Source organism: Acinetobacter sp. FDAARGOS_558 (assembly GCF_003937785.1).
GTDB classification, from domain to species: Bacteria; Pseudomonadota; Gammaproteobacteria; order Pseudomonadales; family Moraxellaceae; genus Acinetobacter; species Acinetobacter baumannii.
Genome location: NZ_RKJH01000001.1, coordinates 4,014,728 through 4,041,308 on the forward strand (window position 1 = coordinate 4,014,728; position 26,581 = coordinate 4,041,308).

The 26,581-nt window shown below is 43.9% G+C and carries 22 protein-coding genes and 6 pseudogenes; 20 read left to right on the top strand and 8 right to left on the bottom strand.

The features are described 5' to 3' along the window. The first annotated feature begins 1 nt into the window (after position 1). The 7 genes from EGT34_RS19360 to madM are packed head-to-tail and all read left to right on the top strand — an operon-like array spanning position 2 to position 4,741. On the top strand, positions 2-301 hold the full coding sequence (locus EGT34_RS19360) for a malonate decarboxylase subunit delta (RefSeq protein ID WP_000448953.1): 300 nt from the start codon (positions 2-4) through the stop codon (positions 299-301). Beyond that, positions 294-1,145: a biotin-independent malonate decarboxylase subunit beta gene (locus EGT34_RS19365; protein ID WP_000129862.1), complete on the top strand. Its 852-nt coding sequence runs from the start codon at positions 294-296 to the stop codon at positions 1,143-1,145. The genes EGT34_RS19360 and EGT34_RS19365 overlap by 8 nt, the downstream gene beginning before the upstream one ends. Then, positions 1,142-1,969: a biotin-independent malonate decarboxylase subunit gamma gene (mdcE, locus tag EGT34_RS19370; RefSeq protein WP_024437493.1), complete on the top strand. Its 828-nt coding sequence runs from the start codon at positions 1,142-1,144 to the stop codon at positions 1,967-1,969. Before EGT34_RS19365 ends, mdcE begins: the two co-directional genes overlap by 4 nt. Then, positions 1,960-2,568, top strand: coding sequence for a malonate decarboxylase holo-ACP synthase (locus EGT34_RS19375; protein ID WP_000245138.1), 609 nt, complete (start codon positions 1,960-1,962; stop codon positions 2,566-2,568). Before mdcE ends, EGT34_RS19375 begins: the two co-directional genes overlap by 10 nt. 12 nt (positions 2,569-2,580) lie before the next feature. Next, positions 2,581-3,519 carry a malonate decarboxylase subunit epsilon gene (mdcH, locus tag EGT34_RS19380; RefSeq protein WP_000146916.1) on the top strand — a complete coding sequence of 313 codons (939 nt, stop codon included), beginning with the start codon at positions 2,581-2,583 and terminating at the stop codon, positions 3,517-3,519. Positions 3,520-3,567: 48 nt separating this feature from the next. Further along, positions 3,568-3,984 carry a malonate transporter subunit MadL gene (gene madL, locus EGT34_RS19385; protein WP_000587904.1) on the top strand — a complete coding sequence of 139 codons (417 nt, stop codon included), beginning with the start codon at positions 3,568-3,570 and terminating at the stop codon, positions 3,982-3,984. Beyond that, a complete protein-coding gene (gene madM / locus EGT34_RS19390) occupies positions 3,977-4,741 on the top strand; it encodes a malonate transporter subunit MadM (RefSeq protein ID WP_000229914.1) in 765 nt (254 codons plus the stop codon). Before madL ends, madM begins: the two co-directional genes overlap by 8 nt. A gap of 49 nt (positions 4,742-4,790) precedes the next feature. Here the strand turns inward: madM and EGT34_RS19395 are convergent, their stop codons facing one another. The 5 genes from EGT34_RS19395 to EGT34_RS19415 form a co-directional block, all read right to left on the bottom strand. Next, positions 4,791-5,708, bottom strand: coding sequence for a LysR family transcriptional regulator (locus EGT34_RS19395; protein WP_000401804.1), 918 nt, complete (start codon positions 5,706-5,708; stop codon positions 4,791-4,793). A 97-nt stretch (positions 5,709-5,805) separates the two neighbouring features. After that, complete coding sequence (locus EGT34_RS19400; RefSeq protein ID WP_000278278.1) at positions 5,806-7,224, bottom strand: PLP-dependent aminotransferase family protein; 1,419 nt, start codon at positions 7,222-7,224, stop codon at positions 5,806-5,808. Positions 7,225-7,322: 98 nt separating this feature from the next. After that, positions 7,323-7,457, bottom strand: coding sequence for a hypothetical protein (locus tag EGT34_RS19405; RefSeq protein WP_000749814.1), 135 nt, complete (start codon positions 7,455-7,457; stop codon positions 7,323-7,325). Between the two features lie 14 nt (positions 7,458-7,471). Continuing rightward, positions 7,472-8,476 (bottom strand): cytochrome d ubiquinol oxidase subunit II, encoded by a 1,005-nt coding sequence (gene cydB / locus EGT34_RS19410; protein WP_000566431.1) that lies wholly within the window; start codon positions 8,474-8,476, stop codon positions 7,472-7,474. Continuing rightward, entirely contained in the window at positions 8,469-9,914 is a 1,446-nt protein-coding gene (locus EGT34_RS19415) for a cytochrome ubiquinol oxidase subunit I (protein WP_000052002.1), read from the bottom strand. The genes cydB and EGT34_RS19415 overlap by 8 nt, the downstream gene beginning before the upstream one ends. A gap of 653 nt (positions 9,915-10,567) precedes the next feature. Between EGT34_RS19415 and EGT34_RS19425 the strand changes: the two genes are divergently transcribed. From EGT34_RS19425 to EGT34_RS19440, 4 genes are all read left to right on the top strand, one after another. Beyond that, positions 10,568-11,386, top strand: a complete 819-nt coding sequence (locus EGT34_RS19425) for a hypothetical protein (RefSeq protein ID WP_000471030.1) — start codon at positions 10,568-10,570, stop codon at positions 11,384-11,386. Between the two features lie 118 nt (positions 11,387-11,504). Then, positions 11,505-12,800, top strand: a complete 1,296-nt coding sequence (locus EGT34_RS19430; protein WP_024437494.1) for an acyl-CoA dehydrogenase family protein — start codon at positions 11,505-11,507, stop codon at positions 12,798-12,800. Positions 12,801-12,976: 176 nt separating this feature from the next. After that, positions 12,977-14,368 (top strand): LLM class flavin-dependent oxidoreductase, encoded by a 1,392-nt coding sequence (locus EGT34_RS19435; protein ID WP_024437495.1) that lies wholly within the window; start codon positions 12,977-12,979, stop codon positions 14,366-14,368. Positions 14,369-14,563: 195 nt separating this feature from the next. After that, positions 14,564-16,030, top strand: a complete 1,467-nt coding sequence (locus tag EGT34_RS19440) for an MFS transporter (protein WP_024437496.1) — start codon at positions 14,564-14,566, stop codon at positions 16,028-16,030. Between the two features lie 61 nt (positions 16,031-16,091). Here the strand turns inward: EGT34_RS19440 and EGT34_RS19445 are convergent. Next, a pseudogene (locus EGT34_RS19445) lies at positions 16,092-16,751 on the bottom strand (hypothetical protein); the annotation flags it as partial. 61 nt (positions 16,752-16,812) lie between these two features. Here EGT34_RS19445 and EGT34_RS19450 point away from each other — a divergent pair. Both EGT34_RS19450 and aac(6')-Ian read left to right on the top strand, forming a co-directional pair. Beyond that, positions 16,813-17,515, top strand: a pseudogene (locus tag EGT34_RS19450) (IS6-like element IS1006 family transposase). A gap of 222 nt (positions 17,516-17,737) precedes the next feature. Beyond that, positions 17,738-18,304, top strand: a pseudogene (aac(6')-Ian, locus tag EGT34_RS19455) (aminoglycoside N-acetyltransferase AAC(6')-Ian); the annotation flags it as partial. 63 nt (positions 18,305-18,367) lie between these two features. Here aac(6')-Ian and tnpA (EGT34_RS21555) read toward each other — a convergent pair. Then, positions 18,368-18,589 carry an IS66 family insertion sequence element accessory protein TnpA gene (tnpA, locus tag EGT34_RS21555; protein WP_000201914.1) on the bottom strand — a complete coding sequence of 74 codons (222 nt, stop codon included), beginning with the start codon at positions 18,587-18,589 and terminating at the stop codon, positions 18,368-18,370. A gap of 376 nt (positions 18,590-18,965) precedes the next feature. On the opposite strand from tnpA (EGT34_RS21555), the gene EGT34_RS19465 reads away from it, so the two are divergent. From EGT34_RS19465 to EGT34_RS19490, 5 genes and pseudogenes are all read left to right on the top strand, one after another. Then, complete coding sequence (locus tag EGT34_RS19465; protein WP_000093022.1) at positions 18,966-20,495, top strand: IS91 family transposase; 1,530 nt, start codon at positions 18,966-18,968, stop codon at positions 20,493-20,495. A gap of 228 nt (positions 20,496-20,723) precedes the next feature. After that, a pseudogene (locus EGT34_RS19470) lies at positions 20,724-20,885 on the top strand (helix-turn-helix domain-containing protein); the annotation flags it as partial. Positions 20,886-21,067: 182 nt separating this feature from the next. Next, positions 21,068-21,928 (top strand): broad-spectrum class A beta-lactamase TEM-1, encoded by an 861-nt coding sequence (locus tag EGT34_RS19475; protein ID WP_000027057.1) that lies wholly within the window; start codon positions 21,068-21,070, stop codon positions 21,926-21,928. A 141-nt stretch (positions 21,929-22,069) separates the two neighbouring features. Beyond that, a complete protein-coding gene (gene aac(3)-IIe, locus EGT34_RS19480; protein ID WP_000557452.1) occupies positions 22,070-22,930 on the top strand; it encodes an aminoglycoside N-acetyltransferase AAC(3)-IIe in 861 nt (286 codons plus the stop codon). A gap of 358 nt (positions 22,931-23,288) precedes the next feature. Next, positions 23,289-23,665 (top strand): annotated as a pseudogene (locus tag EGT34_RS19490) (transposase); the annotation flags it as partial. Here EGT34_RS19490 and tnpA (EGT34_RS21460) read toward each other — a convergent pair. Beyond that, the gene (tnpA, locus tag EGT34_RS21460; protein WP_255879371.1) at positions 23,652-23,774 is read right to left on the bottom strand and encodes an IS66 family insertion sequence element accessory protein TnpA; all 123 of its coding nucleotides are present in this window, start codon (positions 23,772-23,774) and stop codon (positions 23,652-23,654) included. The pseudogene EGT34_RS19490 and the gene tnpA (EGT34_RS21460) sit on opposite strands and share 14 nt — an antisense overlap. Before the next feature lie 370 nt (positions 23,775-24,144). On the opposite strand from tnpA (EGT34_RS21460), the pseudogene EGT34_RS19495 reads away from it, so the two are divergent. Beyond that, positions 24,145-25,679 (top strand): annotated as a pseudogene (locus tag EGT34_RS19495) (IS91 family transposase). 145 nt (positions 25,680-25,824) lie between these two features. Further along, positions 25,825-26,529, top strand: coding sequence for an IS6-like element IS1006 family transposase (locus EGT34_RS19500; protein WP_001067784.1), 705 nt, complete (start codon positions 25,825-25,827; stop codon positions 26,527-26,529). The last annotated feature ends 52 nt before the right edge of the window (positions 26,530-26,581 follow it).

Sequence of the window (26,581 nt, forward strand, 5' to 3'; positions counted from 1 at the left end):
TATGGAAACACTTCATTTTGAATTTGTGGCCACAGAGCCACCTGTAAAAAAAGCACTAGTAGGATGTGTCGGCTCTGGCGATTTAGAAATTTTGATGGAACCCGGTGAAAAGGGAAAGACCTCTATTCAGGTAGTGACTTCGGTAGATGGCAGTGCAGCACGTTGGCACAATCTTTTTGAACGGATTTTTACTGCTCAAATACCGCCAGCGGTCAATATTGATATTCATGACTTTGGTGCAACTCCCGGTGTCGTTCGCTTACGTCTGGAACAAGCATTGGAGGAGATCGCTCATGACTGATATTCAGAGTTTGTTAAATAAACAAGATTTTATTGAGCTGAGTGCGAGAGAGCGTGCTAAAACATTATTAGATGAAGGGACTTTTCGAGAGTTACTCGACCCATTTGCCCGTGTTATGTCGCCTTGGCTCGTTAAGCAAAATATTGTGCCGCAAGCCGATGATGGCGTGGTGATTGCAAAAGGATCTATTCAAGAACGCCTAGTGGTTTTAATTTCAATTGAAGGTTTATTTCAAGGTGGCAGTTTAGGTGAGGTGGGCGGTGCCAAAATTGCGGGTGCCTTAGAACTTGCGGTTGAAGACAATCTGAAAGGCATTCCAACAGCTGCAATTTTATTGTTGGAAACGGGTGGCGTTCGCTTACAAGAAGCAAATCTGGGTTTGGCTGCAATTGCTGAAATTCAGGCTGCAATTGTGAACTTACGGCAGTATCAACCCGTGATTGCTGTGGTCGCAGGCAGTGTAGGGTGCTTCGGCGGTATGTCAATTGCAGCTGGACTATGTAGCTATATTGTAATGACACAAGAAGGACGTTTAGGTCTAAATGGCCCACAAGTGATAGAACAAGAAGCTGGTGTACGAGAATATAACGCCAAAGATCGTCCATTTATATGGAGTATTACGGGTGGTAATCAGCGCTTCACTAGTGGTTTGGTAGATGCTTATGTAGACGATGATCGCCAGAAAATTCGTCAGCGAGTCATCGATTATTTAACTCAAGGCGTACCTCATCAGCATCGTAGTTCAAATTACTCATTCTATTTAGAAAAGCTACAACAAGTTGATACTGCTGAGCAGATTACCCCAGCACAAGTTCAAGCTTTGTATCAAGGAGAGCAAGCATGAATATCGCCGTTGATACATTAAAAGCATCTACTCGTGGTGCACATTGGTTTAAAGCACTCACACAGGGCTTTAAAACAGTTGAAGGTTTTCCAACTTCGATTTGGGTGGCTGATGGTCAGCTTGACCAGCAAGCGGTACGTGTGATTGCCGTTGTTCAAGACAGCAATAATCTGTTCCCTCGGGCAAAACAAGGGGAAGTTGGATTATTAGAAGGCTGGAGTTTAGCAAAAGCAGTTAATGAAGTGATTCAAGCTGATATTCATTCGGAAACTAAACGCGCTATTTTATGTTTAGTTGATGTTCCAAGTCAGGCCTATGGGCGTCGTGAAGAATTATTAGGCATTCATCAAGCTTTAGCGGGTGCAGTAGATAGCTATGCTAGAGCCAGATTGGCAGGTCATCCAATTGTGAGTTTATTGGTTGGTAAGTCGATGTCTGGTGCTTTCTTGGCGCATGGATACCAAGCCAATCGTATTATTGCCTTAAAAGATTCAGGTGTTATGGTGCATGCAATGGGTAAGGAATCTGCTGCACGCGTTACCTTACGGTCGGTTGATGAGTTAGAGCAATTGGCCTCAAGCATTCCACCAATGGCTTATGACATTGAAAGTTATGCCACGCTTGGTTTGTTATCTGAACTGTTATCTGTTGAAAACCCTGAACAACCGACAAACGATGATCTTTTGTTAGCGAAACAGGCAATTGCTCAAGCGTTTAAAGAAATTAATGCTGAGCAATCGAGAGGACTGGAACAAAGACTGCATGGCCAAAACCGTCAAATGTCTAAAAAGGTCCGTGAATTATTGCGTGAGCAATGGTCATGAAACTGGAACTCGAAGCCCATGATTTGTTGTGGGGTATAACGGTCGATTGCTTGGCTGATGATGCTCCGCATTGGGTGAGAGAGGTATTGCAACGTGGTGATCCTGTTGTGGTTCGACGGGCAATTACTCCTGTAGATCAGGTGGCTGTGGGTGTAAGAGGACAACTTCGCTATCAACGATATGCAGCTCAAATGCCAAGATCTTTAATTAGCAGACAGCTTAAGCCAGAAGCGCTGACTCGCGTAGATACGCAACAGTTTGAGCACTTGGCAGAACGTTTACAGAGCATTTCCAGCATTATGAAAAACTTTTCAGAATGTTGGGGATATACAGGAAGTTTCGGCTTTGAACTAGCAACGGGCATTAAAACAGTAACCGAGCAAAGTGACATAGATTTGTTGATTCGAGCTGAACAGCCTTTTGCCAAAAAGCAGGCGGTTGAGCTACTCGAAAATTTTCAGCAAGCAGGGCTGAATGTGGATATACAGCTTCAACTTCCACAAGGCGGTTTGGCATTAAAAGAATGGGCAAGGAATAGCAGAAAAGTTCTATTAAAACGTCCTGATGGTGCTGTTTTATTAGAAAACCCATGGAATTAGGGAATAGATATCATGGCTTCAATTTGGGTATATCCGGGACAAGGTGTGCAACGAAGCAATATGCTGCACGACTTACCTCAAAACGCTCTGGTTAAAGAATACCTTGAGCGTGCATCGGATGCACTCAAAGCAGATGTTTTGATGCTAGATAGTCCGGCTGCATTGCAGTCGACACGTGCAGTACAGCTTTGTTTACTGATTTCAGGTGTGGTGAGTTCAGCTTTATTAACAGCGGAAAACTTAACACCTGATTATGTAGCGGGTCTATCAATTGGCGCATGGTCGGCTGCGGTTGTAGCAGGAGTTTTAGCCCTTGAGGATGCCGTTCGTTTGGTTGCCTATCGAGGTGAACTCATGCAAAACGCCTATCCAACAGGCTATGGTATGACGGCCCTGATTGGTACAGACCGTGCAGCTGTTGAAACATGGGTCAAACAAATTTATGAAATAACGCCAGAGGTGTTTGTCGCAAATATTAATGCACATAACCAGATTGTTATTTCAGGAAGCTTTGAAGCCATGACTCAAGTTGCTGTTTTGGCAAAGCAACAAGGCGTGGTGGCAAAAAAATTAGATGTATCGGTTCCATCGCACTGTGAATTATTAAGTCAGCAAGCAAAGCAACTTGCAGCGTCTATGGAGGGAGTGACTTTAAAGCAGCCTAAAATACGTTATTTAAGTGGTACAACGGCTCGTACGCTTAGCAGGCCAGAACAGATTGGTGATGACTTGGCTTTTAATATGAGTCGAACTGTAGATTGGGAAAGTACCATCCAAGCTGCATGGGAGCGAGGTGTGAGGTTACAGATCGAAGCTTTGCCGGGAACGGTGCTTACTACACTTGCACGTCGAACATTTAAAGAAGGAACTGTATTGTCATTTCAGGGAACACGTTTAGACAGCATTCAGATGGCAATGCAAAAAGAACAGGCAAATAGTTTTTCTTTTTGAGTCAGATTTTACAAAAGCATAAATGATCCAAGGATATGAGGGATTGTCATGATTATATATGGAGTTGGTTTACTCGCACTTTGCACCTTGGTTGGTGTAATTGCTGGTGATCTATTAGGCGTTTTATTGGGTGTAAAGTCCAATGTTGGTGGCGTGGGTATCGCCATGATTTTACTCATTTGTATACGGTTATGGATGGAAAAACGTGGAATGATGACAGTTGAAACTGAAAAAGGAGTTTCATTCTGGGGCACCATGTATATCCCGGTTGTTGTTGCTATGGCAGCCCAACAAAATGTAGTGGCAGCATTATCGAGTGGCCATATGGCACTCTTTGCGGCTGTAGTCTCAGTTGCAGTTTGTACGCTTACTATTGCTGGTCTAAGTCGATTTAACAAAGCCAGCCCTTTACCTAAAGAAGAGGACACAGCCTTAAACCGAATCGGAGGTAAAGTTCATGGTTGAATTATTATTAAAAGACTTAACACATTTAGGTTTAATTACAGCTTTTGCTTTAATTGCCTTAATTATGTGGCTGTCGACCAAGCTCTCTAAATATTTAACCAATGGACGTGTGCATGCTTCAGCAATTGCGATTGTAATTGGTTTGATTTTGGCATGGTTTGGCGGAAAAATGACAGGTGGTGAAAAAGGCTTGACTGACCTTGCACTTTTTACAGGTGTAGGACTCATGGGCGGTGCAATGCTTCGTGACTTTACTATTGTAGCCACAGCATTTGAAGTACAAGCGACTGAGGCCAAAAAAGCTGGATTTATTGGTGCCTTCTCTTTATTTCTCGGGACCATTTTGCCATTTATTGTCGGTTGTATGTTTGCGTGGATTTTTGGCTATCGCGATGCGGTAAGTATTACCACAATTGGCGCAGGTGCAGTGACTTACATTGTTGGGCCAGTTACGGGTGCGGCCATTGGTGCGAGTTCTGAGGTCATGGCGTTATCAATTGCAACTGGCTTGGTGAAAGCAATCTGTGTAATGGTTTCAACACCACTCACTGCGAAATTTATGGGATTAGACAATCCACGTTCTGCGATGATTTTTGGTGGTTTGGCAGGAACGGTAAGTGGCGTGTCAGCTGGTTTAGCTGCTACAGACCGCCGTTTAGTGCCTTACGGTGCACTTACAGCAACTTTTCACACGGGCCTTGGTTGCTTAATGGGTCCAACTATTCTGTTCTTTGCGGTTAAAGCTTTGGTGGGTTAATACGTATTTTATAATCAGGCAAAAGAGCTGTTGTTATTCGCAGCAGCTTCTATCTTTTAAAGTTAGATGCAAACATACGACATTCAGCAATCAGAGCAAGTAAGTTTGGGTCGCGTTCTTTACTTTTTAAAAAGACCAGACCAATTTCTTGTTGCATGTGGTATTGCTGTTTTAAGGGAATAAGTTTTACCGAACTTTCATAAACCGCAGAAATACGACCAGGTAATAGTGCGAAACCGACACCTGAGCTGACCATACTAATGAGGGTAAAAATATCATTGACCTGTAAAGCAACTTTAGGTGAAAAACCGGCTTTTTTAAAAATGATGTCGCTGTCGTTATGAGTGGCAAAACCCTTGGTTAAAGTTAAAAAAGTTTCTTCTTTTAAAAGGCTTAAATCAATGTCTTTAAAATCGGCATATTTTGAATCTTTATTAACTGCCAAAAAAATATCGTCTGAAAACATTGGCAAAATTTCAAAGTCATCATCTTGAGTGGTTTCATTTAAAGCTACAATGATTGCATCCAGCTCAGTGGCTTTCAGCTTTTTTACCAAATCCTGATTTGAACTCAGCAACAGTTGAATATCAAGCTCACTACGTCTGAGTTTAAGACCACTAATCACATTTGGAATTGTGTTTACCGTCAAAGAATAAAGTGAACCTAAATGTAAAACCTTGGCTGCAAAGCCAGCGGCTTCTCTGGTTTTATTTACGGTGATAAAAATGTCTTGTACAATTTTTTGCGCCCGTTCTTCAAATACATAAGCACTTTTTAAAGGAATGAGGTTACGGCCTTCATTTTTAAAAAGAGGACAACGTAAAGCGCTTTCTAAAGAGTGTAGTGCTTTATGAACGCTGACATTACTCAGTTGCATTTCTGCCGCGGTTTTAGACAAATTGCCACAGCGCATAAAGGCCAAAAAAATCTGTATTTTTTTAAGAGTCAGTTCTTCATCTATTTCCATATTAACATCCAGATATTCTTACCCTTAAAATCGCGCTTTAAGATGAAACTATCATAAATTAAATACTTTAAAATTGTGCTTAGGTCGAAGCATCACTTTACAGACTTGCTTCAACTCTTTGTTGAATAGTTTTAATCACTTGATCTAAAGCAGCTTGAATTTTTTCGTTCCACTCAAAAGAACAATTGATTCTTAAATAATGCTGCTGTGCGGGTAAAACACTAAAGAGTGGGCTTGGCGCAACACCAATATCTTGTTGGATGAGTTCTTCATAAATTTGCATGCTATCGAGTTTATGAGGCAATTTAATCCATAGAAAATAACCGCTTGGGTAATAATAAATCTCGCAGGTCGCGGGCAGATGTTGCTTCAAATAGTGGTAAAACAGCTTTTTATAACGTTCAAGTGAAAGTCTAAGTGTGCGCAAATGCTTTTCATAATGATGATGAGACAAGAACTCAACCAATGCATTTTGGATGAGTGCATTCACTGAAATAGTACTCATGAGCTGCAAGTGTTGGATATGGTCCGAAAATTTACCCGCATAGACCCAACCAACCCGAAAACCTGCCCCTAAAGTTTTAGAAAATGAAGAGCAGTGCAGTACCAGATTTTGTTGGTCAAAGTATTTCATCGAAAGTGGCTTTTGCCCGCCATAATAAAGCTCTTCATACACATCATCTTCAATTAAGTAAATTTGGTGTTCATGAAGCAGTTTGGCAATTTTATATTTAATCTCATCACTGACCGTAAACCCGATCGGGTTGTGGCTATTTAACATGAGCCAACATACTTTAATTGGATATGTATGAATAACCTGTTCAAAAGCCTCTAGGTCAAAACCATGTTGTGGATGTTCGGGAATGGTAATGACCTTAAGTCCTAAACGTTCAGCAGCCTGCCAAGCACCGTAAAACACGGTTTGTTGCAATAGAATATAGTCACCCGGTTTGGCTACTGCTTGTAAAGAAAGATTGAGTGCATCTAATCCTCCGGATGTAATGACAATGTCATCTGGATCGGTCTGTATGCCTTGCATACAGTAGCGCTGAGCAATTAGTTTTCTTAACGCTAAATTACCGGGAGGTAGGCTTGCTGTCTGGTCATAGCTTTGCCTTTGCCGTGCAAGTTGCCCCATAATTTGAATAAGTTTGGGAGCAGCTAAAAGTTGACTGTCCGGAAAAGCTGAACCAAAAGGCACAACAGACTCATGTTGAATCGATTTAAGATATTTAAAAACTAAAGAATTAATTTCAATTTTAGAATTGAGTGAAACGACCGAATATTGTTCTAGTGGCTTTAGTGCAATTTGCTCGGCAACAAAATATCCCGATTTTTCTTTTGAATAGATCAGACCTTGTGATTCAAGCTCCTGATAAGCATTCATCACAGTCATTAAACTAAAACCAGAACGTTGGACCTGATCTCTTAATGAAGGTAATTTCTCATGTGCATTTAAAGTGCCGCTTTCAATAAGTTGGCGAATGCTATGGGCGAGTTGTTCTGATTTATACATGTATGGGCTGCACGAAATAACAAAATAAAAGATGCACTGAACCAATAATAAATGCCGCTTGCAGAATCTACAAACGGCATTTGTTTATAAGGATGGGTTTACTTTAAGTAAGGGGCAGCATAAATCAATATCACTTTAAACAAACCCGCAATCACAGCTAAGGCTAAAAAACCACCAAGCCATAACAGAATAAACCATTGGGTTTGACTGAGTTTAACTGACGACTTTTTCATAACACCCCCGTACCTTAATGATAACCTTCATCACCTACACGAACTTTGTCACGGAATACCCAGTAAGACACAATGGTGTAAGTAATAATGATTGGAATCAAAATAAGCGCACCCACTAAAGCAAACATTTGGCTGGAATGAGGCGCTGCCGCTTGCCAAATCGTAACTGATGGTGGAATGATATTTGGCCACAAACTAATTACAAAACCAGTAAAGGCAAGGAAGACCAATGCCAAGGTATATATAAATGGTTTGTGATCTTGCTGTTTTTTACATGCCGATAAAATCAGGCCAACAAACAATAAGACCAAAATAGGCACTGGACTAAAATAAAACAGATTTGGTAAAGAGAACCAACGATCTGCAATTTCGGGGTGTGTTAACGGCGTATATAAGCTGACGGCACCAAAGATAATGAGCAGCGCAATAATTAACTTTGGCATCAGCTCATACATACGTTGCTGCAAGCCTTTTTCAGTTTTTAAAATGAGCCAACCACAGCCTAAAGTGGCATACATGGCAACTACACCAATACCTGTGAAAATGGAGAATGCAGTAAGCCAGTCAAAAGGGCCACCGGCAAAAATACCGTTTTCGGTTTTAATCCCTTGAATATAGGCCCCTAAAATAATCCCTTGGAGGAAGCTCGTTAAAACCGAACCCCAAATAAAAGCTAAGTCCCAAAGGTGTTTGGTCCGATGAGCTTTAAAACGGAATTCAAAAGCAACTCCACGGAAAATCAAGGCAATGACCATGAAAATAATAGGCAGGTAGAGCGCAGATAAAACCGTTGAATAGACCAGCGGGAAGGCTGCATACAGGCCAGCACCCCCAAGTACCATCCAGGTTTCATTACCATCCCAGACAGGAGCGACGGTATTCATCATCACGTCACGTTCTTGGCTATTCTTAATGAAGGGGAACATAATCCCGATTCCTAAGTCAAAGCCATCCATGACCACGTAAATTAAAACACCTAAACCGATAATACCGACCCATATTAAAGAAAGATCAATCATGACGGTTCTCCCCAGAGTTTTGTTTGCTGTCAATATTTTCATCAACTGCACTAAGTGGACGCATCGGTGTTTTAAAGTGTCCTACGCCGCCTGCTTCCATATTTGGCGTGTCGATAAATACAGGGCCTTTATTAATGAGTTTTAAGGTGTAGTAAATTCCACTACCAAAAACGATGGTGTAAACCACCACAAAAATAAAGAGACTTAGACCCACCTGATCTGCTGAAACAGTATGTGATAAACCATCTTTGGTTCGCATAATGCCATATACTACCCAAGGTTGACGGCCTACTTCGGTAGTAATCCATCCAGCCAACATTGCCACATAGCCTGCAGGCCCCATCACTACAGCAAATTTATGAAACCATGATGTTTCATAGAGTTTTCCTCTTTTACGTAACCAAAGAGCAATGAGTGATAAGGTGACCATAAGGACGCCAAGACCAACCATGACACGGAAACTCCAGAAAATAATGGTCGAGTTTGGACGGTCTTCAGGTGCGAATTCTTTTAAGCCAGTCACTTGTCCATCTAAACTGTGAGTCAAAATTAAGCTACCCAAATATGGAACGCCCACTTCAAAGTGATTTCGTTCTTCTTTCATATCCGGAATGGCAAATAACAGTAGTGGCATAGGCTCGTTATGATTGGTTTCCCAGTGGCCTTCCATAGCAGCAAGTTTGGCAGGTTGATGCTCACGAGTATTTAAACCGTGGTTATCGCCAATCACCACTTGTAAACAAGAAGTCACAAGCACCATCCAAAGACCCATCGAGAATGATTTTTTCACCAATTCATCACGACGGCCTTTTACCAAGTGCCAAGCAGATGTTCCCACTACCAATAAAGATGAAACCAAGAAGGCAGCAGCACCCATATGTGCAAAGCGGTAAGGGAAGGACGGGTTGAAGACAATAGCTAGCCAGTCTTTTGGCACAATAATGCCATTTTCGATGGCAAAACCTTGCGGTGTTTGCATCCAGCTATTGGACGATAAAATCCAGAACATCGAAATACATGTTCCGATGGCAACCATAAGCGTTGCAAAGAAATGGGCTCTAGGACCAACACGGCCCCAACCAAATAGCATGATTCCTAAGAAACCCGCTTCTAAGAAGAAGGCACTCAAGACTTCATAGGTAAGTAAAGGACCAGTAATGCTTCCTGCTACTCGTGAAAACTCACTCCAGTTGGTACCAAACTGGTAACTCATCACGACACCGGAAACAACTCCCATACCAAACGCAACGGCAAAGATCTTAATCCAGTATTTAAATAGATCTTTATAAATAGGGTTTTGCGTTCTTAACCATTTCCATTCTAAAACTGCCAAAAAGCAGGCAAGTCCAATAGAGGTGGCCGGAAAAATAATATGGAAGGATACTGTAAAAGCAAATTGTATTCGTGCTAATTCTAAAGCGGTTAGACCGAGGCTCATAAACTTTCCCCCTGTGAACTAGCTGATGATGATTAAATGATTTAAATACTTAATTTCAGGCAAAAAAGTACTTTGGCAATTAAGCTTACTTCTGTGATAAATGTTCTTAGCAAGTAAAGTGCCAACAGGGTAAAGCAACATAATTGCTTGATATTTCAAGAGAATAGAACGATTGATTGTTCTCAATCTGTTAACAAAGTTTAGGCTTGATGTTGCATTTGTAAAAATACATGTTGCATTGAAACATTGATGAAATATCTGGCGATATGCAATAGATCGTTTCATGAAAACTACCTACCTTAAGAAGTTTTCTTAATCATGCACTCACTGTATTTGTATATGTAGATACAGAAATTTTTTATAAAACTATAACAGTTAAACCGTGTTTTGATGGCGTGCTATAGTTTTTTTTCAATCATCTGTAGCTATATATCCAGTCCTCTAAAGTTCAAAATAAAAATGAACAGGATTTACCGCCAACCTAAATCAACTTTCAAGACATAATGTGAACGCTGTTTTAGATTTTATATAAGTACATGATAGTATTCTTCTTTTTTGTTCCATTGTTGTTTTGTGTAGGGTCTGGTTGATGCGTGTTTCTTAAAGACCTAAGTGTAAGTGTAGCGCTTCTAAAATAGCTTGGATGTTAAAAAATGTTTATCACTTCTCAACTGAACATTATTCATAAAATTATTAAAAATCAGTCTATTTCCACCTTGGTAATAGATCAGTTGGAACAGACGTATGTGAACCTTGAAGCAACCTTACTTAGAGCGAAAGTACTCAGGGATTTTTCTAAAACTCAAACCGTGTATTTAATTCAGTCTCACATTGAGCCACAGCAAAGCAGTTTGGCTTATCTATTCTCGCCATTTATTTTTGCAAACTTAAACAAAGCAGCCATTTATACAACACCGGCGACTCCACCTGCGCTAAATATCCTTAATAAATACTATCAAGCTGACAAGAAGGTCGTATTTAAGGTAGACGAAGTTTTAGAAAGCCTAAAAATATATCTAGATTTAGAATTAATAGAGATGGGAGAGACTGACTTTATTTATTTAAATTTAATCAAAGCATTGTGTCGAAGTGATATCTCTACAGTTTTTTTAATTACCCATTTAGAGCTTGATTTAGAGGCTTTAATGCAACTTGAACAGTTCTTAAAAATAAAAATTCATTGGGTAAAAGTCGTAAAAGATGAGGGTCTAAAAGACTTGGATCAGTTGGATATGCGTAAATTATTATTTAAAAATAAAGATGAAGTGTATGTTCAATTATGCGCTCTGTTTGCTCAAATGAATGCAGCACTGGTCGGCCTATGCGATACCTTTACTGTCAATCAAATGACACACTTAATTGATGATATGTTTTACTCAGAGCATATTTTCGAAAAACTTTCTGTTTATTCAGAATATATGCAAACCTTATTGCAAAGTCAGCATAGTCTTCACAAAAAACAAATTGCTTAGCAATGCCATGCTTTTGGTTGGTGTTATATCAAGATTGAATACTGTTATAAAAAAATAATCGTTTTCATGTGAAATAAATATTTTATGGTAAAAGCAAAGCAATATTGGTTTTACTTACATGACAAATTTAAATTTTGAGCATCATCTCGGTTCATTAACTCACGCTGCACTGAGTCAGGCTTCAATCATTTCGCGGGTATGGGGTGAAGGACCTTCTGAACGGTATGATGAATTGGCAAGTAACTTCAGACCGACTTTTGCCCGTATTAAAGAAGGGGCTTTAATCCGTGAGCAGCAGCATATTTTGCCGTATGAGCAACTTCAGTGGCTTAAAGATATTGGTTTTACACGGTTAAGACTTCCTAAAGCTCATGGTGGTTTTGATGCAACTATTCCTGAACTATTTGCATTGCTCATTGAACTTGCAGAGGCCGACTCAAATTTACCGCAAGCTTTGCGTGTGCATTTTGGTTTCACTGAAGATGTGTTGGTAAGTAAAGACAAAACGTTTCAACAGCGTTGGCTTAGCCGAATTGCCAATGGGGAAACAGTCGGTAGTGCATGGTCTGAAGGCGGGAAAGAGTCAATCGATCAGTTTGAAACTCACTTATATCGAGACAGTGACGGAAAAATTCGCGTTAAAGGCAAAAAATACTACACCACAGGGAGCCTATATGCAGACTGGGTGGATGTTGGGGTAACAGATTTAAAAGGAGAGTCTGGCTCAGTTGTTGTTCGCCGTGAAGATGAAGGTGTTGAAATTGTCGATGACTGGAATGGTTTTGGACAGCAGCTTACTGCAAGTGGTACGGCATATTTCCACGATGTATTGGTCGATGAAGCTGAAATTTTACCTGACGATGACCGTTTTAAATATTCGGCTGCTTACTATCAACTGGTTCAACTGGCAATCATTACAGGTCTAGGGCGTGCTGCAACCTATGATGTTTCTCAAGCTGTTGCTAAACGTACCCGAAACTACACGCATGCGAATTCCCAGTTTGTAAAACAGGATCCGCAAATTTTACAAGTAGTAGGACAAATTCGTGGCGCGGCTTATAGTGCAGGAGCGATTGTTGAAAAAGTGGCACAAAGCTTACAGCGTGCTTACTTGGCTGCATTTCAAAATAATGAGCAGCTTGAAGAAGAACAAAATGCACTTGCTGAGCTTGAAAGTGCGCAGTCTCAGACGGTCATTACCGATCTAATTTTAAATGCTTCTACGATTTTATTTGACGCTTTAGGTGCTTCTGCAACAGACAAAGATTTAGGTCTAGATCGGTACTGGCGTAATGTACGAACTCTAGCTTCACATAACCCGAGAGTATTTAAAAATCGAATTATTGGTGATTTTAGTGTGAATGGAACATTACCACCTTATCAATGGCGTATTGGTGAAGTTGCTAAACAATAAATTATAGTTTTAGATATTAAGCTGCTATTTTGAGTGGCTTAATATTATTTTTATTTCTTAAAATAAATTATAAAAAACTATTAGAATAAAATCATATTTTGTTTGGGGTATATATTATAAAGAAAATATAAAAATTGCTTTAGTATAAAATTAAATAAAATTCTGGTTGATATTTTATGACTAAGAGAATTAGTTTTAACGCTTTTGAAATGAATTGTATAGCCCATCAATCTCCTGGATTATGGCGACATCCTCAAGACCGATCTGTTGAATATAAAGATTTAGAATATTGGACAGATTTAGCACAAATTCTTGAGCGTGGTTTTTTTGATGGTATTTTTATTGCAGATGTGCTTGGTATTTATGATGTTTATCATCAAAGTGCTGAACATGCTTTAACAGGTGCAGTACAAGTTCCGGTCAATGATCCGCTACAGATTGTGCCAGCGATGGCCGCAGTCACAAAGCACTTGGGTTTTGGTGTCACGACCTCTATTTCCTTTGAACATCCTTATCCTTTTGCTAGGCGTATTAGTACGCTAGACCATTTAACCAAAGGGCGAGTTGGTTGGAATATCGTGACGTCTTATTTGGAAAGTGGTTCGAAAAACTTGGGCCTAAAAACTCAGGTCAATCATGACAATCGTTATGATATTGCTGATGAATACTTAGAAGTCCTTTACAAACTTTGGGAAGGTTCTTGGGAAGAGGGTTCGGTACTTCGTGACCGTGAAAGCGGTATTTTTGCTGACTATAAAAAAGTGCATCCAATTCAGCACGAGGGTAAATACTTTACTGTACCGGGCATCCATATTTGTGAACCATCACCGCAGCGAACACCAGTACTTTACCAAGCAGGCGCATCTTCACGCGGGCAGAAGTTTGCTAGTCAAAATGCCGAGTGTGTATTCATAGCAGCGCCGTCTAAAATTGCCACTAAAAAAGTGGTACAAGGCATTCGCCAAAAATTGGCTCAAGAAGGCCGCGATCCGTACTCTGTTAAAATTTATGCGCTTTTGTCGATTGTCACTGATGAAACCGATGCAAAAGCACAGGCTAAGTTTAAAGAATATCAAAGCTATGGAAGCTACGATGGGGCATTAACATTGCTGTCTGGCTGGTCTGGTGTCGATTTTTCACAATATCAACCGACCGATAAAGTTGAATATATTCAAACCAACGCGATTCAATCTTTATTAGATTCTTATGTAAATGCAGATCCGGAACGTGTCTGGACCATTGAAGAAATTGCTAACTGGAACAGTTTAGGTGGTAATGGACCTGTACTTGTAGGTTCGGCAGAAACCGTTTCGGATGCTCTAGAGCAATTGGTTGAAGATACCGATGTCGATGGCTTTAACCTTGCCTACATTTTGGCACATCAAACCTTTGCCGATGTAGTTGAGTTTATTGTGCCAGAGTTGCAAAAACGTGGGGTATATCAAACCTCATATGCACAAGGAACATTAAGAGAAAAACTATTTGGTGCTGGGCCATATTTACCTGAAAATCACCGAGGTGCAAAATATCGTAATCTAAAAGAGTTAAAACTTGCTGAGGCGAGTTAAATATTTTGGAAAGTCTTTAAATAAATAGCTGGTTAAATGCCAGCTTTTATTTTGTCTTTTTATATCGATTTTATTGCTGAGTTAATAATGAAAAGATAATTCTATAATTTAGATTAAAACATCAGATTAATTTGTTTTTGTATGGTGTGAATAATCATTATTTTGTTCCTGTGATTAAAATACAGGAATTATTAAGTGAGCACAAAAGAACTCGATCATAACCACCGTTATGAAATTAAATCTCCCGATGATGTTTCACAATTAATTTCCAAATTTGCAGGGAAGGGTAAATCGAATAAAGTTATTTGGTTGGCACTGATTGGTGTATTTATTGATGCTTATGATTTAACAACGCTCTCTTTCGGTATTGAGCAAGTCATCTCAGAGTTTTCCTTAAGCCCTGTCATGACCGGTGTGGTAGCTTCAGCAATTGTCTGCGGAACTATTGTTGGTAACCTGATTGGTGGTTGGCTGACAGATAAAATTGGCCGTTATCGGGTCTTCATGGCGGACATGGTGCTGTTTGTTATTGCGGCAATTGTTGCAGGCTTTGCACCAAATGTTTGGGTTTTGATTTTAGCCAGATTTATTATGGGAATTAGTGTTGGTATTGATCTGCCTGTGGCAATGTCATACTTATCTGAGTTTTCCAAATTTAACGGTAGTAGCAATAAGGCAGCGCGTTTAGCCGCATGGTGCCCAATGTGGTATGCCGCTTCTTCGGTGTGTTTTGGCCTAGTTCTGGCGCTTTATTTTCTTTTACCCCCTGAGCATAGCAACTGGTTATGGAGAGCATCTTTAATTTTTGGAGCAGTGCCAGCGTTACTCATTATTTTTATTCGCGGTAAATATTTAACTGAGTCACCAATCTGGCTTGCAAACCAAGGCGATTTAAAAGGAGCCGCTCAAGTTCTACAAGAATCCTATGCAATTAATGCAGTCGCTACAGTTGAAAAAGTACAAAGAACTGCTGAAAAGAAAAAGCGCGAGGGTTTTGCAGTTCTATTTAATAAAACCTATTTGCCAAGAACTATTGTGGCCATTGTGATTCATATTTCGGTGGCATTTCAGTACACGACCATTGCCTTCTTTTTACCTTCTATTTTAACGCGTTTCTTTCATACCGATGTCTTGACGACCATTACTACAACATTCGGGCTTAATTTATTGTTTGCATTTACGGGCGGGCTGTTAGGTGTATTTGTTGCCAGCAGATTTAAATCTCGTCATGTGTTGCTTACAGGCTTTTTACTCCAGTTTATAGCCCTCATTGCCTTGGCATTAATTGGTGAACCCGGTAATAGCTTTTTACTCTACACTGCAATTGGTATGCTCGGTTTGTGGCTTTTTGCCGAAGGCTTTGGGCCAGGGGCACAAATGATGGTTTATCCAACTATGGCTTATCCAGCTTCGATTCGTGGTGTTGGGGTTGGCTTTAACCGTGCGGTAACAGGTGTTGCTCAAGCCATTGCTTTGTTTGTTTTACCGATCTGGATGGCGGGATATAAAACCGATGTTTATCTGATTATTTCTATCTTTGCGTTTATTCCTTTAATTGTGATTGGACTACTAATTAAGTTTGAGCCTACCGCCCAAGATGTCGATGTGATTGATGAAGATAAAACAGAACTTCCTCTCAATAATTCACCAGTAATCGACTAGAGTAAAAATAAATATCTAGATAAAAACAAAGGCCAACAGATGTTGGCCTTTGTTTTTGGAGTTAGAAGTAATAAGCAAAAATTACAAATGCTTTTTTATTCCATTTATTATTGCTTCCACCAGCCGCAAGGCCTTCACTGTCTCCTAAATATGGATCGTGTTTACCCACCAGCAACTCGGCTTGTACTGTCAATTTTTGATAGTTAAAGGCAATGCCGGGAATAAAACGGGTGGAGTCTTTAAAGCCATCTTGCTCTTTTCGATAAGAACTATAATTTAGGTAAGGACGAACAGAGGTAATGGGGCCAAACTGCTGAGGAAATAAATAGCTCAGTTCGGCTGAATAAATCTGACCTTTGGTTGCCGAGTTAAATGAATAATCGAAACCGCCCAAAGTCAGATGATCTTTATATTGGATGTCGGCATTATCAATGTCTTGATAACCAGCCAAAAGCTGTAAATTCCATTGATTATAATTGGTATTGCTAAAAACCGAATAAACTTGGCGATCGCCATCTTGCCCTGAACGCTTATTTTCAATGGTGGAATACCATGCGGAGGCGCCAAGTTGAGTAGAGAAATTTTCTTGGCCTAAGATATTCTTAAAGGTATGAGCACCGCGAACAACAATTGAGTTCTTTTCTTTGGTATTAGTGCCTTGCGGTACAGAGTCATCTGCATTGACAGGGTTGATACTAAATCGACTCGAGTCTTTGCTTTGGCACTGTTGCAAATAACCACGAATGGTAAGCTGAAGACTGTTTTAGCTAAAGGTGCAGCATATGAATCCTTTCCATGGTCGGCATTTTCAGGGCGAAATCATTCTTTGGGCTGTGCGCTGGTATTGTAAATATGGCATTAGCTATCGTGAACTGCAGGAAATGCTGGCCGAACGGGGTGTGAATGTTGATCACACGACTATTTACCGTTGGGTTCAACGTTATGCTCCTGAAATAGAAAAACGTTTACGCTGGTATTGGCGTAATCCTACAGATCTGAGCTCGTGGCATATTGATGAAACCTATGTAAAAGTGAATGGACGATGGTCTTATCTGTATCGTGCAGTCGATCAACGTGGCGATACCATTGATTTTTATCTTTCTTCTAGACGTAATACCAAATCAGCATATTGTTTTCTTGGAAAAATTTTAAATAATGTGAAGAAGTGGCAAATTCCACAAGTGATCAACACGGATAAAGCACCCACATATGGACGTGCTTTATCACGGTTAAAACGGGAAGGTAAATGTCCACCAGACCTTGAGCACAGGCAGATTAAGTATAAAATAACGTGATTGAATGTGATCATGGCAAGCTAAAGCGGATCATCAGGGCCACATTAGGATTCAAATCTATGAAGACGGCTTATGCCACAATTAAAGGTATTGAAGTCATGCGTGCACTACGTAAAGGACAAGCATCGTCATTTATTATGGTCAGCCTCAGGGTGAAGTGTGTCTAATCAACAGGGTTTTCGGTCTCTAAGTACTTTTTAAAGGGAACATCATCGACTCAAATCTCTATTTGCAACAGTGCCTTCGCCAGGCACTTTTCGGTCAAATCGACCAAAATACGACCTGCTTTAGGCGCTGTGAAGCTAAATTCTGGGGCTTAGGCAATAAAAATGAGCAGCAATTTCGGGTATGATACTTCAGCTTAGGGGTGAAAAGGTGCTTTATACTTCCTATACTCAGCGGGAGAGTGGTTATGCTGGTGCAGCAAGGCAGATTGGCAATACGTGCATTACAGAAAAGCGATGCGCCGGTGATGCTGCGCTGGCTGCAGGATGAGCGGGTGCTGGAATTTTACGAAGGGCGTGACAAACACTTCGATCTGCAAACGGTCATTGAAGTTTTTATCGAGGATCAGGGGGAAACCACACCGTGTCTGGTGTTACTGGATGATAAACCGCTTGGTTATGTGCAGTTCTACCCGCTGGATAGCGAAGATAAACAGGCGCTGGAACTACCGGTTGAGGATGTGATCTACGGGCTGGATCAGTTTATCGGCGAACCGGATTTCTGGGGGCTGGGACTTGGTACTGAGCTTGTCTCGCTGGTGCGCGATTATCTCATAACAGACAAGGCCGCACAGCGCCTTGTTCTCGACCCGCAAAGCCGCAACTCACGCGCAATTGCCTGCTATGAAAAATGCGGCTTTGAAAAACTCCGCTTGCTGCCCGCCCATGAAATGCATGAAGGGCAGCTGCAAGATTGCTGGCTGATGCAGTATTATCCCGCGCGCAGCAGTCTGATGGCTTCGTCACGCCCGAAATATAGAGCAGCAGACGAAGTGCCTGACCGCGCTCAGATTGCAGATCAATATCGCGCTCCAGCATCAGACGGGCATCTTTACGAGCGATCTCCAGAAGATCAGTATGCGCTTCCATCGAGGCGAGTTTAAAGCCCGGCGTGCCGGATTGACGGGTGCACGCCAATTGTAAAAACTCGCCTGATTTAAACCGTGCTGAACACAGAAATTGGCAATGGTCTCATCAGTCTGTTTCCATTGTTCGATGAGTTGCTGCCATTGGGTCTGGGTTCTTCGTTTAGTTGCCATTATTGCCTTTCCCTTTTTGAGGTGAACGAATGGCAATAACGATACCGAATGAGATTAAGAGAAAAAAGACGAGCTAAAATGATCGCTTACACTATAAGGGATATTTAGACTACGTAATCCAACAGAAAGATCAACGTGGAGAAGCCTCAGCCCGCCTCAATATGGCGGGCATCCAGACAAAACTGAATAAATTCACTGAAGCGATGGAAAACCTCACCCTCGTAGAAGCGTACTATAACCGCTCCCCCGATGCGCGCGATGTTATTGGCTCTTGTTGAATAGCGGACTAAAAACTTGTGCCCAGAATTATTCCTGATCGTCAGTTAGAAGCTTCTTCTGTATACTGTTTATATGTACAGTATCAGGGAAGATGCTCATGTCATCGGCAAGGAATGCCAGGGCGAGTCAAGTACCGAACTATGAACGTCATCGGCCCGAACAGACGCTTCTCTATCAATTGGTTCAGCAGCACTATCCGGTCTTTAAGTCTTCTTTAGATGACCAGGGACAAAGTTTGCCGCGTTACGTTCAGAGAGAATTCGAGGATTTTCTCCAATGTGGTCGGCTAGAGTATGGCTTTTTGCGTGTGCGCTGTGAAGATTGTCATCACGAGCGTTTGGTCGCTTTCAGCTGCAAACGGCGTGGTTTCTGCCCCAGCTGCGGTGCCCGCCGGATGGTGGAGAGTGCCGCACTTTTGGTGGATGAAGTATTTCCCGCAGAGCCTATTCGCCAATGGGTGCTGAGTTTTCCTTTCCAGTTGCGCTTTTTGCTGGCCCGTTACCCGGAGCTGATGGGCAAGGTCTTGAGCATCGTTTACCGTATACTCTCAACCCATCTGATTAAGAAAGCGGGTTTTACCAAGGCTACGGCACAAAGTGGATCGGTAACGCTCATCCAACGCTTTGGCTCCGCGCTGAATCTGAATGTACACTACCACATGCTGTTTCTCGACGGGATTTACACCGAAGACGGCCATGGTAAACAGCGCTTCCATCGGGTCAAAGCGCCGACCCACGATGAGCTGAATACCCTCGTCCACACGCTTAGCCATCGCATTGCTCGCTGTCTGGAAAAGCGAGGCGTATTAGAGCGCGATGCCGAGAATACCTGGTTGACTCTGGAAGAGGAGGAAGGCGATGTGCTGACGCAACTGCAGGGCGCATCAGTGACCTATCGCATCGCCACCGGTCCTCAGCAGGGGCGCAAGGTCTTCACCCTACAAACCTTACCGGGGCGAGAGAATCAGGCCGACACCAACAGCCGAGTGGCGAACTATGCCGGCTTCTCGCTACACGCCGGTGTCATGGCCGAAGCGCATCAGCGAGATAAGCTTGAGCGCCTGTGTCGCTATATCAGTCGGCCAGCGATCTCGGAAAAGCGTCTGGCATTGACCGCCAATGGACAAATCCGCTACGAGCTCAAAACCCCTTACCGCAATGGCACTACGCATGTGATCTTCGAACCACTGGATTTCATTGCCAAGCTAGCGGCTTTGGTACCCAAGCCTAGGGTCAACCTTACTCGATTCCACGGGCTTTTTGCACCGAACAGCAAACACCGCGTTCAAGTAACACCCGCTAAGCGGGGCAAAAAGCCCGATCAATCGGAAGGTCTCGATACTGGCTGGTGTGACAAGAGCCCCGCAGAGCGCCACCGCGCTATGACCTGGATGCAACGACTCAAGCGTGTTTTCAACATCGACATCGAGGTCTGTGAACACTGCGGTGGCCAAGTCAAAGTGATTGCAAGCATTGAAGACCCGAAGGTGATTGAGCTGATTCTTAATTACCTCAGGCAGAAAGCCGCTAAGGTTGACGCTGCCAAACAGCACGAATTGCCGCCAGAGCGAGCCCCGCCACTGACTCCCAGCCTGTTCGACCCATCGCAGACTTGCCTATTTAATTGACGCGCCTAAGTTCTCAATCCATGCACTGTCAGCCTTTGCGGCAGGCCGGTGGGGCAACTGTCGGCTAGAGATCCATTCGCCAGGCACTTTTCGGTCAAATCGACCAAAATACGACCTGCTTTAGGCGCTGTGAAGCTAAATTCTGGGGCTTAGGCAATAAAAATGAGCAGCAATTTCGGGTATGATACTTCAGCTTAGGGGTGAAAAGGTGCTTTATACTTCCTATACTCAAAGCTGAAAGGAATCAAATTTGGCCGCAGGCGTACCGTGGACAGGAACGTCGTGCTGACGCTTCATCAGAAGGGCACTGGTGCAACGGAAATTGCTCATCAGCTCAGTATTGCCCGCTCCACGGTTTATAAAATTCTTGAAGACGAAAGGGCCTCGTGATACGCTTATTTTTATAGGTTAATGTCATGATAATAATGGTTTCTTAGACGTCAGGTGGCACTTTTCGGGGAAATGTGCGCGGAACCCCTATTTGTTTATTTTTCTAAATACATTCAAATATGTATCCGCTCATGAGACAATAACCCTGGTAAATGCTTCAATAATATTGAAAAAGGAAGAGTATGAGTATTCAACATTTTCGTGTCGCCCTTATTCCCTTTTTTGCGGCATTTTGCCTTCCTGTTTTTGCTCACCCAGAAACGCTGGTGAAAGTAAAAGATGCTGAAGATCAGTTGGGTGCACGAGTGGGTTACATCGAACTGGATCTCAACAGCGGTAAGATCCTTGAGAGTTTTCGCCCCGAAGAACGTTTTCCAATGATGAGCACTTTTAAAGTTCTGCTATGTGGTGCGGTATTATCCCGTGTTGACGCCGGGCAAGAGCAACTCGGTCGCCGCATACACTATTCTCAGAATGACTTGGTTGAGTACTCACCAGTCACAGAAAAGCATCTTACGGATGGCATGACAGTAAGAGAATTATGCAGTGCTGCCATAACCATGAGTGATAACACTGCTGCCAACTTACTTCTGACAACGATCGGAGGACCGAAGGAGCTAACCGCTTTTTTGCACAACATGGGGGATCATGTAACTCGCCTTGATCGTTGGGAACCGGAGCTGAATGAAGCCATACCAAACGACGAGCGTGACACCACGATGCCTGCAGCAATGGCAACAACGTTGCGCAAACTATTAACTGGCGAACTACTTACTCTAGCTTCCCGGCAACAATTAATAGACTGGATGGAGGCGGATAAAGTTGCAGGACCACTTCTGCGCTCGGCCCTTCCGGCTGGCTGGTTTATTGCTGATAAATCTGGAGCCGGTGAGCGTGGGTCTCGCGGTATCATTGCAGCACTGGGGCCAGATGGTAAGCCCTCCCGTATCGTAGTTATCTACACGACGGGGAGTCAGGCAACTATGGATGAACGAAATAGACAGATCGCTGAGATAGGTGCCTCACTGATTAAGCATTGGTAACTGTCAGACCAAGTTTACTCATATATACTTTAGATTTGAAATGTAAGGCCTTTGAATAAGACAAAAGGCTGCCTCATCGCTAACTTTGCAACAGTGCCTCTCGATAGGTATAGTGTTTTGCAGTTTAGAGGAGATATCGCGATGCATACGCGGAAGGCAATAACGGAGGCAATTCGAAAACTCGGAGTCCAAACCGGTGACCTGTTGATGGTGCATGCCTCACTTAAAGCGATTGGTCCGGTCGAAGGAGGAGCGGAGACGGTCGTTGCCGCGTTACGCTCCGCGGTTGGGCCGACTGGCACTGTGATGGGATACGCGTCGTGGGACCGATCACCCTACGAGGAGACTCTGAATGGCGCTCGGTTGGATGACAAAGCCCGCCGTACCTGGCCGCCGTTCGATCCCGCAACGGCCGGGACTTACCGTGGGTTCGGCCTGCTGAATCAATTTCTGGTTCAAGCCCCCGGCGCGCGGCGCAGCGCGCACCCCGATGCATCGATGGTCGCGGTTGGTCCGCTAGCTGAAACGCTGACGGAGCCTCACGAACTCGGTCACGCCTTGGGGGAAGGGTCGCCCGTCGAGCGGTTCGTCCGCCTTGGCGGGAAGGCCCTGCTGTTGGGTGCGCCGCTAAACTCCGTTACCGCATTGCACTACGCCGAGGCGGTTGCGGATATCCCCAACAAACGATGGGTGACGTATGAGATGCCGATGCTTGGAAGAAACGGTGAAGTCGCCTGGAAAACGGCATCAGAATACGATTCAAACGGCATTCTCGATTGCTTTGCTATCGAAGGAAAGCCGGATGCGGTCGAAACTATAGCAAATGCTTACGTGAAGCTCGGTCGCCATCGAGAAGGTGTCGTGGGCTTTGCTCAGTGCTACCTGTTCGACGCGCAGGACATCGTGACGTTCGGCGTCACCTATCTTGAGAAGCACTTCGGAGCCACTCCGATCGTGCCAGCACACGAAGCCGCCCAGCGCTCTTGCGAGCCTTCCGGTTAGAGGCCGTCGACAATGATAATCTGGATCAACGGACCTTTCGGCGCCGGAAAGACGACTCTCGCTGAGCGGCTGCGCGATCGGCGTCCGAAATCGCTGATCTTTGACCCTGAGGAAATCGGGTTCGTGGTGAAAGAAACGGTCCCCATACCAGCGAGCGGAGACTATCAGGATCTCCCCTTGTGGAGGGGACTTACGATCGCTGCGGTCAGCGAGATTCGCAGGAATTACTCGCAGGACATCATCATCCCAATGACGCTCGTGCACCCGGACTATCAGAGGTGGCTCGGGAAATCTGCACAGCGGTGATAAGTGGAATTTCTGCCTGACTTCGGCTTAGATGCCGGGAACAGGAGATACCATGACAAGACGACCGCGCCGGAACCACAGCCCGGCTTTCAAGGCAAAAGTGGCGCTCGCCGCGATCCGAGGTGAGCAGACGCTGGTGGAATTGTCCCAGCAGTTCGACGTGCATGCCAACCAGATCAAACAGTGGAAAGACCAGCTCCTTGATGGGGCGACAGGCGTTTTCGGCGATGAAGCGAAGGCGGAACCGGCAGGTCCAACCGTCGATGTCAAAACGCTGCACGCCAAAATAGGCGAACTGACATTGGAGAATGATTTTTTAGCCGGAGCGCTCGGCAAAGCGGGATTGCTGGGCGGAAAGAAATGATCGACCGAACACACAAACTGTCGGTCGCACGTCAGGCCAGGCTTCTCGGCTTCAGCCGTGGCTCGCCTGATTTAAACCGTGCTGAACACAGAAATTGGCAATGGTCTCATCAGTCTGTTTCCATTGTTCGATGAGTTGCTGCCATTGGGTCTGGGTTCTTCGTTTAGTTGCCATTATTGCCTTTCCCTTTTTGAGGTGAACGAATGGCAATAACGATACCGAATGAGATTAAGAGAAAAAAGACGAGCTAAAATGATCGCTTACACTATAAGGGATATTTAGACTACGTAATCCAACAGAAAGATCAACGTGGAGAAGCCTCAGCCCGCCTCAATATGGCGGGCATCCAGACAAAACTGAATAAATTCACTGAAGCGATGGAAAACCTCACCCTCGTAGAAGCGTACTATAACCGCTCCCCCGATGCGCGCGATGTTATTGGCTCTTGTTGAATAGCGGACTAAAAACTTGTGCCCAGAATTATTCCTGATCGTCAGTTAGAAGCTTCTTCTGTATACTGTTTATATGTACAGTATCAGGGAAGATGCTCATGTCATCGGCAAGGAATGCCAGGGCGAGTCAAGTACCGAACTATGAACGTCATCGGCCCGAACAGACGCTTCTCTATCAATTGGTTCAGCAGCACTATCCGGTCTTTAAGTCTTCTTTAGATGACCAGGGACAAAGTTTGCCGCGTTACGTTCAGAGAGAATTCGAGGATTTTCTCCAATGTGGTCGGCTAGAGTATGGCTTTTTGCGTGTGCGCTGTGAAGATTGTCATCACGAGCGTTTGGTCGCTTTCAGCTGCAAACGGCGTGGTTTCTGCCCCAGCTGCGGTGCCCGCCGGATGGTGGAGAGTGCCGCACTTTTGGTGGATGAAGTATTTCCCGCAGAGCCTATTCGCCAATGGGTGCTGAGTTTTCCTTTCCAGTTGCGCTTTTTGCTGGCCCGTTACCCGGAGCTGATGGGCAAGGTCTTGAGCATCGTTTACCGTATACTCTCAACCCATCTGATTAAGAAAGCGGGTTTTACCAAGGCTACGGCACAAAGTGGATCGGTAACGCTCATCCAACGCTTTGGCTCCGCGCTGAATCTGAATGTACACTACCACATGCTGTTTCTCGACGGGATTTACACCGAAGACGGCCATGGTAAACAGCGCTTCCATCGGGTCAAAGCGCCGACCCACGATGAGCTGAATACCCTCGTCCACACGCTTAGCCATCGCATTGCTCGCTGTCTGGAAAAGCGAGGCGTATTAGAGCGCGATGCCGAGAATACCTGGTTGACTCTGGAAGAGGAGGAAGGCGATGTGCTGACGCAACTGCAGGGCGCATCAGTGACCTATCGCATCGCCACCGGTCCTCAGCAGGGGCGCAAGGTCTTCACCCTACAAACCTTACCGGGGCGAGAGAATCAGGCCGACACCAACAGCCGAGTGGCGAACTATGCCGGCTTCTCGCTACACGCCGGTGTCATGGCCGAAGCGCATCAGCGAGATAAGCTTGAGCGCCTGTGTCGCTATATCAGTCGGCCAGCGATCTCGGAAAAGCGTCTGGCATTGACCGCCAATGGACAAATCCGCTACGAGCTCAAAACCCCTTACCGCAATGGCACTACGCATGTGATCTTCGAACCACTGGATTTCATTGCCAAGCTAGCGGCTTTGGTACCCAAGCCTAGGGTCAACCTTACTCGATTCCACGGGCTTTTTGCACCGAACAGCAAACACCGCGTTCAAGTAACACCCGCTAAGCGGGGCAAAAAGCCCGATCAATCGGAAGGTCTCGATACTGGCTGGTGTGACAAGAGCCCGCAGAGCGCCACCGCGCTATGACCTGGATGCAACGACTCAAGCGTGTTTTCAACATCGACATCGAGGTCTGTGAACACTGCGGTGGCCAAGTCAAAGTGATTGCAAGCATTGAAGACCCGAAGGTGATTGAGCTGATTCTTAATTACCTCAGGCAGAAAGCCGCTAAGGTTGACGCTGCCAAACAGCACGAATTGCCGCCAGAGCGAGCCCCGCCACTGACTCCCAGCCTGTTCGACCCATCGCAGACTTGCCTATTTAATTGACGCGCCTAAGTTCTCAATCCATGCACTGTCAGCCTTTGCGGCAGGCCGGTGGGGCAACTGTCGGCTAGAGATCCATTCGCCAGGGCACTGTTGCAAATAACCACGAATGGTAAGCTGAAGACTGTTTTAGCTAAAGGTGCAGCATATGAATCCTTTCCATGGTCGGCATTTTCAGGGCGAAATCATTCTTTGGGCTGTGCGCTGGTATTGTAAATATGGCATTAGCTATCGTGAACTGCAGGAAATGCTGGCCGAACGGGGTGTGAATGTTGATCACACGACTATTTACCGTTGGGTTCAACGTTATGCTCCTGAAATAGAAAAACGTTTACGCTGGTATTGGCGTAATCCTACAGATCTGAGCTCGTGGCATATTGATGAAACCTATGTAAAAGTGAATGGACGATGGTCTTATCTGTATCGTGCAGTCGATCAACGTGGCGATACCATTGATTTTTATCTTTCTTCTAGACGTAATACCAAATCAGCATATTGTTTTCTTGGAAAAATTTTAAATAATGTGAAGAAGTGGCAAATTCCACAAGTGATCAACACGGATAAAGCACCCACATATGGACGTGCTTTATCACGGTTAAAACGGGAAGGTAAATGTCCACCAGACCTTGAGCACAGGCAGATTAAGTATAAAAATAACGTGATTGAATGTGATCATGGCAAGCTAAAGCGGATCATCAGGGCCACATTAGGATTCAAATCTATGAAGACGGCTTATGCCACAATTAAAGGTATTGAAGTCATGCGTGCACTACGTAAAGGACAAGCATCGTCATTTTATTATGGTCAGCCTCAGGGTGAAGTGTGTCTAATCAACAGGGTTTTCGGTCTCTAAGTACTTTTTAAAGGGAACATCATCGACTCAAATCTCTATTTGCAACAGTGCC

Coding starts and splice junctions, on each gene's coding strand:
- cydB (WP_000566431.1), bottom strand. CDS start 8,476: ATGATTGATCTTTCTTTAATATGGGTCGGTATTATCGGTTTAGGTGTT.
- tnpA (WP_000201914.1), bottom strand. CDS start 18,589: ATGGCAACTAAACGAAGAACCCAGACCCAATGGCAGCAACTCATCGAA.
- tnpA (WP_255879371.1), bottom strand. CDS start 23,774: ATGGCAACTAAACGAAGAACCCAGACCCAATGGCAGCAACTCATCGAA.
- mdcH (WP_000146916.1), top strand. CDS start 2,581: ATGGCTTCAATTTGGGTATATCCGGGACAAGGTGTGCAACGAAGCAAT.
- EGT34_RS19425 (WP_000471030.1), top strand. CDS start 10,568: ATGTTTATCACTTCTCAACTGAACATTATTCATAAAATTATTAAAAAT.
- EGT34_RS19465 (WP_000093022.1), top strand. CDS start 18,966: ATGTCATCGGCAAGGAATGCCAGGGCGAGTCAAGTACCGAACTATGAA.
- EGT34_RS19395 (WP_000401804.1), bottom strand. CDS start 5,708: ATGGAAATAGATGAAGAACTGACTCTTAAAAAAATACAGATTTTTTTG.
- madL (WP_000587904.1), top strand. CDS start 3,568: ATGATTATATATGGAGTTGGTTTACTCGCACTTTGCACCTTGGTTGGT.
- madM (WP_000229914.1), top strand. CDS start 3,977: ATGGTTGAATTATTATTAAAAGACTTAACACATTTAGGTTTAATTACA.
- EGT34_RS19415 (WP_000052002.1), bottom strand. CDS start 9,914: ATGAGCCTCGGTCTAACCGCTTTAGAATTAGCACGAATACAATTTGCT.
- EGT34_RS19360 (WP_000448953.1), top strand. CDS start 2: ATGGAAACACTTCATTTTGAATTTGTGGCCACAGAGCCACCTGTAAAA.
- EGT34_RS19430 (WP_024437494.1), top strand. CDS start 11,505: ATGACAAATTTAAATTTTGAGCATCATCTCGGTTCATTAACTCACGCT.
- EGT34_RS19405 (WP_000749814.1), bottom strand. CDS start 7,457: ATGAAAAAGTCGTCAGTTAAACTCAGTCAAACCCAATGGTTTATTCTG.
- EGT34_RS19375 (WP_000245138.1), top strand. CDS start 1,960: ATGGTCATGAAACTGGAACTCGAAGCCCATGATTTGTTGTGGGGTATA.
- EGT34_RS19500 (WP_001067784.1), top strand. CDS start 25,825: ATGAATCCTTTCCATGGTCGGCATTTTCAGGGCGAAATCATTCTTTGG.
- EGT34_RS19400 (WP_000278278.1), bottom strand. CDS start 7,224: ATGTATAAATCAGAACAACTCGCCCATAGCATTCGCCAACTTATTGAA.
- EGT34_RS19435 (WP_024437495.1), top strand. CDS start 12,977: ATGACTAAGAGAATTAGTTTTAACGCTTTTGAAATGAATTGTATAGCC.
- EGT34_RS19365 (WP_000129862.1), top strand. CDS start 294: ATGACTGATATTCAGAGTTTGTTAAATAAACAAGATTTTATTGAGCTG.
- mdcE (WP_024437493.1), top strand. CDS start 1,142: ATGAATATCGCCGTTGATACATTAAAAGCATCTACTCGTGGTGCACAT.
- EGT34_RS19475 (WP_000027057.1), top strand. CDS start 21,068: ATGAGTATTCAACATTTTCGTGTCGCCCTTATTCCCTTTTTTGCGGCA.